This is a genomic window from Methylocapsa sp. S129 (genome assembly GCF_009765995.1).
Lineage (GTDB): Bacteria > Pseudomonadota > Alphaproteobacteria > Rhizobiales > Beijerinckiaceae > Roseiarcus.
Genome location: NZ_LMUI01000060.1, coordinates 18,218 through 28,231, shown reverse-complemented (window position 1 = coordinate 28,231; position 10,014 = coordinate 18,218). Strand labels below are relative to the sequence as shown.

Sequence of the window (10,014 nt, the reverse complement as noted above, 5' to 3'; positions counted from 1 at the left end):
GCGTCGCTCCAAATGCCGGCTAAGTCCTTGATATCTGCGCGAACGGCTTCCGGGACGCTTCCGCGATTCGTGAGATGCCAAAGACTTAGATCCGGTTTTCCTTCCGCAAGGGGTTTTTCGTTTTTTCTCGCGGCGCCGGACGGAAGCGGCGCTGCGGGGCCAATCGATCGTCCGAACAGCATACGCCGAAAACGCAGAATCTCCAGAATTTGTTTCCCGGCAGTCGAACTTACGGAGCGGCGGTTTCTTCTCCTCGACACGAAGTTCGCCCGTCCGACCGCTTTACGCGCATGAGGCGAGGCGACGCCAGGCCATCGCGATCAACGTCCTGGCTATGGATACATTGCGGCCAAGAAACGCGACGAAGCCCGACGTCGATGCGATCGCGCAGAATGGCGCGGATCGCCTCGTCAGACGGACTTTCGGTTTGCGCTGTCGATATCTCCGTCGCCAAGATCAAAGCTCCGACACTCTGACTTCAAATATGACTTGCCGCGGCGCCGACCAGATTTCTAGCGACCTTCCTCCGCCGGACAAACGACGCGGCGCCGATTTCATCGATCAGCACATAGATCGGCGGCGTGGTGAAGAGCGTCAGGAACTGGGAAACAAGCAGGCCGCCCACAATTGCAATTCCCATAGGCTGGCGCAGTTCGTGTCCGGGGCCCTGCCCCAAGGCAAGCGGCAGCGCACTCAGTATGGCAACCAGCATGGTCATGACAATGGGCCTCAGGCGTTGAGGCGCGGCGCGCCTCATGGCGTCGATCGCCGACAATCCATCCGTGCGCTCCGCGGTGATCGCAAAGTCCACCATCAATATGGCGTTCTTCATCACCATGCCGACCACGAGAATGCAGGCGATCGCCGTCATGACGTTGAATTCCGTGCGCGTCGCCCACAGGGCGAGAACGGCGCCGAACGAAGCTGACGGCAAAGTCGACAGAATGGTGAGCGGATGGGCGTAGCTCTCATAGAGCGTTCCAAGCACGACGTAGATGGCGAAGACCGCGCCCACGAACAGCAGAAGCTGAGCCGCGCCGGACTTGCTCGCCTCGCCCGCTTCGCCGGTAAACTCCGTCTTGAGATCGTCGGGAATTGAGAGCTTCGCCTGCATGGCGCGTATCGCCGCGATCGCCTGGCCAATCGACACGCCCGATTTGGTGTCGAAGGAAATGGTCATCGTCGGGAACTGCTGAGCGTGACGCACCCACATCGGGGCATGCGCCCGCCAGAGTTCGGTGAGTTCGGCCAAAGGCACCTGGGCGCCGCTCGCGCCGGGCACAAAAAGATTGTCGAAACTCGACGGATCGCCTTGGAACCGCGGATCGACTTCCATCACGACCCTGGAATAGCTCAGCGGCAGATAGATGAGGCCGACCTGACGCTGACCAAAGGCGTCATACAGCGCATTGTCGATGGCCAGCGGCGTGATGCCGAACCGGCCCGCCTGGACGCGATCGACCGCCAGGCCAGCCTGAAGTCCGGCGCGCGTATCGACGTTGCTGATAACGTCAACGAGCTCAGGCATATGGATCATGCGTTGGCGCAGCGCCTCGCCGGCGCGAACGACTTCGTCGACGTCGGTCCCCGTAACCCGATATTGATAGCGAGAGGCCGAGCCGCCGAGCCCGACATTCAGGTCTTGCACAGGATTCAGGAAAACGCGCAGGCCTTCGATCTTTTGCAATCGAGGGCGAAGCCTGTCGATCACCGTCTGGATCGATTCGCCTCGAACATTCGGAGGTTTGAGACCGATCCAAAGATCGCCCCAGCTCATCACGCCGCCGATATAGGAGCTTACGGCGTCGACCGCGGGATCGGCCAGAACGATATCGTTCGCCTCCTGTTGAAGCCGCTCCATCTCGACGAAAGAAATGCTGGGGTTGGCGATGGCGCGGATGTGCAACACCCCGGTGTCCTGCGTCGGCATATATCCCTTGGGCAGAATCCAATAGAGCGAGAATGTGGCCACGGCGATCAGCAGGGTCGCCACAAGGCATGTGGCGCGGCGGCGCAAACACCAATCGAGGCAGCGGCCATAGGCCGCTTCCGGCAATCCAGCGATCCGAGCCCATCGGGCCTCGTCGCGGCCAGCAGCGTAGCGGGCCTGAGAGCGCCCCAGGAGCCGAGCGCACATCATCGGCGTGAGCGTCAAAGAGATAACGGCTGACAGCACGATCGCGGTGACGAGCGTTAATCCGAATTCCCTGAAATAGCGCCCGACAATGTCCGGCATGAACAGCACCGGAATGAGCGCTCCGATCAATGCCGCCGTGATCGAGACGATGGTCCAGCTCAACTGCGCGCAGGCCGCCAAGGCGGCCTGGGGCGCCGCACTCCCCTCCTCCATGCGGCGGATGACATTCTCGATGATGATCACCGCGTCGTCGACAACGAAGCCGACAGCGATAGTCAGCGCCATGAGCGAAAGATTGTCGAGACTGTAGCCGAGCGCCGACATCGCCGCGAGCGTGCCTGCAAGGACGACGGGGATTGTAACCGCCGGGATCATTGTCGCCGACAGGCGGCGGACGAACAAGGCGATGACCATAATTACGAGAACGATAGCGATGCCGATGGTGCGCTGCACATCCGCCACCGAAGCGCGTATCAAGGCGGTGCGATCGAATACGACATCCGCCTTGATCGAGGGCGGCATGAAATGTTGGAGTTCCGGCAGCGCCGCGAGGACCTGATCGACCGTCGCAACGATATTGGCGTCAGGCTGACGAAAAACGAGCACGGTCACGGCGGACTTGCGATCGAACCATCCGGCCTGCAGATCGTTCAGCACGCTGTCCGTGACCTCGGCGAGTTCGCCAAGCAACACCGGCGCGCCATTCCGCCAGGTCACGGCTATGCGCCGAAAGTCGTCGGCGCGATAAAGTTGATCATTGGCGGCGAGCGAAAGCCTTTGTCCGCCGTAGTCGATATGGCCTTTAGGCATTTCACGGGTCGCCGTGTCGATCGCCGTCCGGACGATCTCAAGCGACAATCCCATATCGGCCAGGCGCTTTGGATTGACGCGCACCCGCACCGCGGCGCGTTCCGCGCCGCTGATCACCACGCGCGACACGCCCGCGATCCGCGACAGCTTTTGCGCGACCACGCTATCGGCGACGTCGTAGACCTCTCCCGGCTCAAGCACATCGGACGTCAGGGCGAGCACGATCATGGGGACGCCGCCTGGATCGGCCTTGTAATAGGTGGGAGGCTGGGGCAGGTCATGCGGCAGATTGGGCAGCGCCGCGTTGATCGCCGCCTGCACAGCGCCAGCGGCGCTATCCAGCGTCTTCTGCAGCGTGAATTGGATATCGATTTCTTCGCCGTCGGCCGAGCTGAGCGACGCCATCTCTGCGATGCCGGGAATGACGCCAAGCTGACGCTCCAGCGGGACGCCGACGGAGGTCGCCATCGTGTCGGGGCTCGCGCCCGGCAAATAGGCGTAGACGCTCACGGTCGGCCGGTCGACGCTCGGCAGCGCGGCGATCGGAAGGCTGGCGTAGGCCAGCACGCCGAGCATCAGAACGCCCAGCGTCAGCAAAATCGTCGCCACCGGGCGCCTTATGCAGAGCGCGCCGATCATGACGTCAGGCGCGCGAGGAGGCGCGCGCGCTTGCCTATGCTTCGTTGCATGCCGCTGAAGGCGAGGTAGATGACCGGCGTCGTGTAGAGGGTCAGCGCCTGCGAGACGAGGAGCCCGCCGACGATGGCGACGCCCAGCGGCTGCCGCAGTTCCGCTCCGACGCCTTGACCGACCGCCAGCGGCAGCGCGCCGAGCAGCGCCGCCATTGTCGTCATCATGATCGGCCGAAAGCGCAGGATGCAGGCTTGATGAATGGCCTGCTCCGGCGCAAGGCCGCCCTCGCGCTCCGCCTCCAGAGCGAAATCCACCATCATGATGGCGTTCTTCTTGACGATGCCGATGAGGAGAATGATTCCGATAAGCGAAATCACGTCGAGGTCATAGCCAAACGCCATCAGGGCGAGAAGCGCGCCGACGCCAGCCGAAGGCAAGGTGGAGAGAATCGTGATCGGGTGGATGAAACTCTCGTAGAGCACGCCGAGCACGATATAGACGGTGACGATCGCCGCTGCGATCAGCACCTTTTCGCTGGTCAGCGAATCCGCGAAGGCCGCGGCGCTACCCGCGAGATTGGTGGCGACGCTGTCGGGCATTCCGACAGTCGCCTCCGCCGCATGAAGCGCCGCGACCGCCTGACCAAGGGAGACCCGGGGCGCAAGATTGAAAGACAAAGTCGTCGAGGGGAAGAGCCCTTGGTGGGTGATCAGAAGCGGCGCGTTGCTCCGCTCCATCCGGGCGAAGGCGGAGAGCGGCACGGGCGCCGACGCCTGATGAAAGCCCGGCCCGACGCCAGCCGACTGATCAGGGGCGCCGGAGGCCTGAGCGGCGGAGGCGGTGACGAACAGCTTATCCAGAACGCCGGGATCCTGTCGGAACGCCGGGTCGACCTCCATGACGACGTGATATTGCTCGGCCTGCGCATAGACGGTGGCGATCTGACGCTGGCCAAAGGCGTCATACAAAGTCTGATCGATCGCAGCGAGCGTCACCCCATAACGCGCGGCCGCCTGCCGGTCGATTGACAAGGTCATCTGCTGGCCGTCGTCCTGCGAGTCGCTCGCGACATCTGCGAGTTCCGGGCGCGTTCGCAGCGCCGCGAGCAGCCTGCCGCTCCATAACCGCAACTCCGTCGCATCGAGGTCTTGCAGCACGTATTGATATTGGGTGCGCGACGTGCGCGTTTCGATCTGAATGTCTTGCGCTGGCTGCAGATGAAGAGTGACGCCTTGGACCTGCGCCGCCGCCAGTTGCAGCCGCGTCATCACCGCGGCGAGCCGGTCGGCGCGCCGGTCCGGCGCCCCGATGTTGATGTAGAGCCGTCCGCTATTCAACGTCGGGTTGACCGAGCCGGCGCCGACGAAACTATCCACCGCGATCACGGCCGGGTCGTGCGCCACGATCTCCGCCACGGCCTGCTGCCGCGCTTGCATCGCCGGGAAGGAGATGTCCTGCGCGGCGTCGGTGACGCCGACCAAAAGCCCCGTGTCCTGCTCTGGCAGAAAACCCTTGGCGACAGCGCCGTACAGAATGACCGTCGCCAGGAGGGTGGCGATGCTGAACGCCAGCGTCAGCGCCTGATGGCGAAGCACCCAGTTCAAGCCGACTTCATAGCCAGCCAGCATTCGCGCAAAGCCTCGCTCGGTCCAGCGGAATAAGGCGCCGCGATGGGGCTCCTGCTCTTCGGCGCGCAGCAGTTTCGCGCACATCATCGGCGTCAGCGTCAATGACACGACGCCGGAGATGACGACAGCCACGGACAGAGTGATGGCGAATTCGCGAAACAGCCGGCCGACCACGCCGCCCATCAGCAACAATGGGATGAACACCGCGATCAGCGATATGGTCAGCGAGACGACCGTGAAGCCGATCTGTCGCGCGCCCTTCAGCGCGGCCTCCACAGGAGGTTCGCCGTTCTCAATGTGCCGGACGATATTTTCGATCATCACGATCGCGTCGTCGACTACGAAACCCGACGCGACCGTCAGCGCCATCAACGAGAGATTGTCCAGGCTGAAGCCGAATAACGCCATGCCGCCGAAGGTGGCGACGAGCGACACCGGCAACGCGACGCTGGGAATCACCGTGGCCCAAAGTTTCCGGAGGAAAACGAAGATCACCATCACGACCAGCGCCACGGTCAGCGCCAGCGTGAATTTCACGTCGGCGATCGCCGCCCGGATGGTGGTCGTTCGGTCGGTCACCACATCGATCTTGAGCCCTGGCGGCAGCGACGACCGCAGCCTCGGCAAAAGCGCGTGGATGGCGTCGACGACCTCGATGATATTGGCGCCGGGCTGGCGCCGAATATCGAGGATGATCGCCGGCTTTCCGTCCCTGAGCGCCCGGCTTGAAGCGTACCACCCCGCCAATTCGGCGTCCTCGACGCCGTCGATGGCGACGCCGACGTCGCGCAGCAGGACCGGCGCGCCGTTGCGATAGGCGATCACGGCGTTCAGATAGGCGTCGGCGACGAAAAGCTGATCATTGGAGCCGATCTGAAACGCCTGGCGCTCGCCATTCAGACTGCCCTTCGGCAGGTCCGAAGTGGTTGCCGCGACCGCAAGGCGGACATCCTCCATCGAGAGTCCGAGCCCCGCCAGTTTGGCGGGATTGACCTCCAGCCGCACCGCGCGCCTTTGACCGCCTTCCGCGGTCACTTCGCCGACGCCGTCGATCTGCGACAGCTTTTGCACGAGGACCGTTTCGGCGTAATCGTCCACAATGTGCAGCGGCAGCGTGTCGGAGGTCAGAGCAAGGATCAGCACCGGCGTATCGGCCGGGTTGACCTCGCGGTAGGTCGGAGGATTGGGGAGTTCGGCGGTCGGCACCCAATCGGCAGAGGCGTTGATCTGGGCCTGCACGTCCTGCGCCGCCGAATCGATGCGGCGAGACAGATTGAATTGCAGCGTGATCTGGCTCACGCCTTCCGAGCTCGTCGAATTCATCGACGTCAAGCCGGCGATCTGGCCGAAAAAATGCTCGAGCGGCGCCGTCACCGACGTCGCCATAACGTCCGGCGATGCGCCGGGGTAGCCGGTCACGACCTGGATCGTTGGGAAGTCGACTTCCGGCAAAGCCGCGACAGGCAAGAGCGCATAGCCGATGATCCCCAGCAGCACGGTCGCCGCGACCAGCAGCGTGGTGGCGATCGGTCGCAGGATGAAGGGGCGAGAGAGGTTCACGTCGCGCTACCCCGTCGGCTTCGTCGGCGCCGGCGGTCGCGCCTCAACTTTGCTGCCCTCCTCAAGGCGATACTGTCCATCCACGACCACCCGATCCCCAACCGCCAGACCCTTTTCGATCAAGGTGCGGCCGGCAAACGCCTGCCCGGCCGTCACGCACCGTGTCGCAGCGGTCTCGTCGGCTCGCACGATCCAGGCAAAGTCGCAGCGTGGGCCGTGACGCACCGCCGCGGACGAAACGGTCACGCCGTCGCGCCGTGTCTCGACGATGAGCCGCCCATTGACGAAATTACCTGGCCAGAGCTTCAACACCTCATTGGGGAAGGCAGCCTTAAGCTTGATCGTTCCCGTCGTTTGATCGACCTGATTGTCGGCCATCTCGACAAATCCGCGATCGAGCTCCGTGACGCCGTCCTGGCCAAGAGCGATGACGGGGACATGCATCGCGCCGAGGCTTAGCTTGCTGCGCGCCACCGCATCCGCCGATGCCGTGAAGATCACCGAGATCGGCCGCAACTGGGCGATGACGACGATCGAGGCGCCATCGGCGGCGCGCACAAAATTTCCGATGTCGACCTGGCGGATGCCGACCCGCCCATCGATCGGCGAGGCGATCGTGGTGAAACCGAGCTGCGTGCGCGCATAGTCTATTTGCGCCTCGTCGTTCAGCACCGAGCCTTGATATTGTCCGACCTGCGCTTGTTGCTGGTCGACCTGTTGCTGCGTGGCGAAGCTCTTCTTCACCAGTTCTTCGTATCGAGCCAGATCAAGCTCAGCGCCCTTCAGCAGCGCCTGGTCGCGCATCCGGGCGGCAATTTGCTGATCCAGGCGAGCCTGGTATGGCCGGGGATCAATGATCGCCAGTCTATCTCCGGCCTTTACGTCCTGCCCCTCTTGGAACAATATCTCCGTGATCTGACCATCCACCTGGGTCTTGACGCTGACGGTATTGAAGGCCTGCACGGTGCCGATGGTCGATAGATAAATGGGCGCGAGTTCCTTTCGGGCGGCCTCGACCGTAACTGAGATCGGCGGCGGCGGCGTCACAACGGCGTCCGTCGACGTTGAACGCCAGACGCCCGCGACCCAGACGAGAGGTCTCTCGTCGAGATAAACCCAGCTCCCGGCGATCAGGGCCAGAAGTCCAGTGATGACCAAAGCGCCCCGCATCGTTGATAGCGACCTCGCTCCGTCCAACGCCATTGCCCAATCTTGTGCGGCCCACAACTATCCGCTACGGTAAGTAGCACTACAGAGGATAGCAGAGCAATGATGGAAATCTCAACCGATTTGGGCGGCCTGGAGCGTGAAGTGATGCAGCTCGTATGGGCGTCGGGTCCGTTGACGGCCGATACGGTCCGCGAGCGCTTGCCGCGACGACTGAAGGAATCGACCGTCCGAACCGTCCTTAAGCGGCTTGAAGACAAGGGATTTGTCACCCACTCGGTTCGCGGGCGCACCTATGTCTTCGCGGCAGCGGAAAGCCGAGGCGAAGTCGCGGCGAGGGCGGTGAGACGGATCATCGATTGGATGTGCAATGGGTCGGTCGAGGAGGTCCTGGTGGGCATGGTCGATTCGGCTGTGCTAGATTCCGCGCAGCTTCAGCGACTGGCCGAGAAAATCGCCAAGGCGAAACAACGGAGGGCGTGATGGTGGAGGCGCTGCTGGAGGCAGCTCTGCGAACTCTCGTGCTGACGATCGTCGTCTGGTTTGGCCTCAGGACGCCGCCTCTGCGCAATCCCCGCGTTCAGTTGGCGGCCTGGACGATCGTTCTTATCGTCTCCCTGTCCATGCCAATCGCGAGCAGGATTGTGGCGGCTATATTGCCTCCCGTTCCTCTCAGCGCGACGGGCCTTGATCGCATGTTTCCGAGCCTTCTCGGCGGCCTCGATATACGACCCGAAATGGCGCCCCCCGCGACGTCCGCCGCCGCGGCCAACGCTTCGGCGGCCGCAGGAGGCGCTGCGAATCTTGGGGCCTTGCCGCAGGCGACCGGAGCGGGCGACCCATCGTTCTTCGACTGGCGGTCGCTCGCCCTGTTCGCCTATGCGGCGGCGGCCGGCATATTCCTCGCACGATTGATCGTAGGACTCGCGATCACCGGACGCATCGTCTGGAAAGCGACGCCCCTTCGCGAGTCCTGGACAGGCGGGCGCGACATCCGCGTCAGCCTCGACATCAAGGGCCCGGCAACCTTCGGTTCGATCATTCTGCTCCCGCTCGCTTATGCCGAGTGGCCGCAGGTGAAGCGCGCCGCCGTTGTCGCGCACGAGGCGGCGCATGTCCGGCGCGGCGACTTCTACGTTCAGCTTGCAGCCAGCGTGAACAGAGCGATTTTCTGGTTCAATCCTTTGAGTTGGTGGCTGCGGCGCAGATTGTCCGAACTCGCGGAGGCGGTCAGCGACGACGAGGCGATCGGCGATCTTTGCGATCGGCCTCTCTATGCGCAAATCCTCCTGGAAATGGCCTCCGGCTCGCCAATTCTCCCAAGCGGCATACCGATGGCGCGCCCCGCTACGCTGCCCGCTCGGATCGAGCGTATTCTCGCCGATCCGAGCGCTCCGACGCCGTTCGATAAGCGCGCTCGCGCCGTGCTGCTCGCTGCGATCCTGCCGATCGCCGCTATCGTGGCGAGCCCTCTGGCGGCGAGTTCGACAGGCGTGACGCAAGATGAAGCGACGACCATGGAGCAGCAACAAGCGCCTCACCCGCGCATCACGATCGATTCCAAGCTTCTCGACGCCGACGTCGGCTTCTACGAGGATAGGGCGAGCGGGTCGGTCATGACCGTCACGCGCGAAGACGATCATCTGCTAACCCGGCGCACCGGCAAATCGCCTGTCGCCGAATATCCCTACACCGAGCATGATTTCTTCCAGGCCGTCGCCGTCGAACAGGACGCCTTTATCACGGACGCATCGGGAAACGTCACGCGTGCAATTCACCGCAAATATGGGCTCACGACGGTTTTTGAACGCATTACGCCGGAAGCGGCCGCTCAGCTCGAGGCGGATTTTGACCGTCGCGTCGCGGAAGAACTCACGCCGCATACGCCGATAAAAGTGGATGCAAGCGTTCTTGATCGCTATGTCGGAATTTATCAGCTGACGTCGATATATTATTTCTCGATCACGCGCGAAGGCGATCAGCTATTCGCGCAAGGGACGGATCAAAAGAAATTCGCGGTATATCCCTACAGCGATCAGGACTTCTTCTACACGGTCGTGGCGGCTCAGTTGACGTTCC

The 10,014-nt window shown here is 62.9% G+C and carries 5 protein-coding genes; 2 read left to right on the top strand and 3 right to left on the bottom strand.

Features of this window, described 5'->3' with window-relative positions; translation table 11 throughout:
• Nucleotides 1-478: 478 nt before the first annotated feature.
• Genes GSQ90_RS30590 through GSQ90_RS30580 form a run of 3 tightly spaced genes read right to left on the bottom strand, consistent with a single transcriptional unit; the run spans nt 479 to nt 7,938 of the window.
• A complete protein-coding gene (locus GSQ90_RS30590) occupies nt 479-3,586 on the bottom strand; it encodes an efflux RND transporter permease subunit (protein WP_256366642.1) in 3,108 nt (1,035 codons plus the stop codon).
• Nucleotides 3,583-6,768, bottom strand: coding sequence for an efflux RND transporter permease subunit (locus tag GSQ90_RS30585; protein ID WP_158818778.1), 3,186 nt, complete (start codon nt 6,766-6,768; stop codon nt 3,583-3,585). The genes GSQ90_RS30590 and GSQ90_RS30585 overlap by 4 nt, the downstream gene beginning before the upstream one ends.
• A 6-nt stretch (nt 6,769-6,774) precedes the next feature.
• The gene (locus GSQ90_RS30580; protein WP_158818777.1) at nt 6,775-7,938 is read right to left on the bottom strand and encodes an efflux RND transporter periplasmic adaptor subunit; all 1,164 of its coding nucleotides are present in this window, start codon (nt 7,936-7,938) and stop codon (nt 6,775-6,777) included.
• Nucleotides 7,939-8,037: 99 nt separating this feature from the next.
• Here GSQ90_RS30580 and GSQ90_RS30575 point away from each other — a divergent pair, with 99 nt between their 5' ends.
• Nucleotides 8,038-8,418 (top strand): BlaI/MecI/CopY family transcriptional regulator, encoded by a 381-nt coding sequence (locus GSQ90_RS30575; RefSeq protein WP_246731848.1) that lies wholly within the window; start codon nt 8,038-8,040, stop codon nt 8,416-8,418.
• Nucleotides 8,418-10,014: M56 family metallopeptidase (locus GSQ90_RS30570; RefSeq protein ID WP_158818776.1), on the top strand; the 1,597-nt coding region annotated here is incomplete at its 3' end. The genes GSQ90_RS30575 and GSQ90_RS30570, both read left to right, overlap by 1 nt.